Consider the following 790-nt stretch of genomic DNA (forward strand, 5'->3'; position numbering starts at 1 on the left):
TAGTGTTGTTCAGCTAGTGTCTCTGTAGGTGCTAATATTACCGCCTGATAGCCGTTCTTAACAGCCGTTAGAGCTGCAATAAAGGCAACGATTGTCTTGCCACTGCCGACGTCCCCCTGCAAGAGCCTGTTCATCTGTGCAGGTTTTCTCATATCGGCATATATTTCTTTAACCGCTTTTCGCTGTCCGTCAGTTAAGCGGAACGGCATTATCGCAGCAATTTCCTCCAGCATAGCACGTGGAGTGTCGTATATTATCCCTTGCACTAGGCTATAGAGTCGCTTTTTTAATAAAAGTCTTAATTGCAGATAAAACAGCTCTTCATATATAAAACGCACCATAACAGGGTGGCTACGTGCCGTTATCAGTTCGGCATTGACCACCGTGTCGGGCTTGTGCAACGTATTGAGAGCATCCTGTATATCGGGATATTTATATTTATAACGAATCCATTCTGGCAACGTTTCATTGGCGTATTTTAAGTATTCGTTTAAGGTGCGTTCGGCTATAGCACGATATAGTTTTTGCGATAGCTTTGTTGGTATTGAATATACCTGTCTGACTGAACCTACTTCAGAATCAGCTAGCAGTTCAGGGTGAAATATTGACGGAGTGCCATTATATGGTGCCACAGCACCATATAGATTATATTGTTTGCCTGCTTGCAGAATATTTGCGGGGTAGTCAGCAGTGAAGTGTAGCCAAACACCTGTAAAGTAGCCATTAGCTGACTTAAATATAGCCTGAAATACGCGTTTTTTCTGCCGTGTCCACGCTATTTTAGAGGTTT

1 protein-coding gene is annotated in these 790 nt (G+C 43.0%); it reads right to left on the reverse strand.

Features of this window, described 5'->3' with window-relative positions:
• Positions 1-790, reverse strand: a 790-nt coding sequence (locus AC1MDJ_RS08210; RefSeq protein WP_479690425.1) for a DEAD/DEAH box helicase, incomplete at both ends; no start/stop codon positions are given.

The sequence above is a fragment of the Candidatus Termitispirillum reticulitermitis genome (assembly GCF_054655775.1).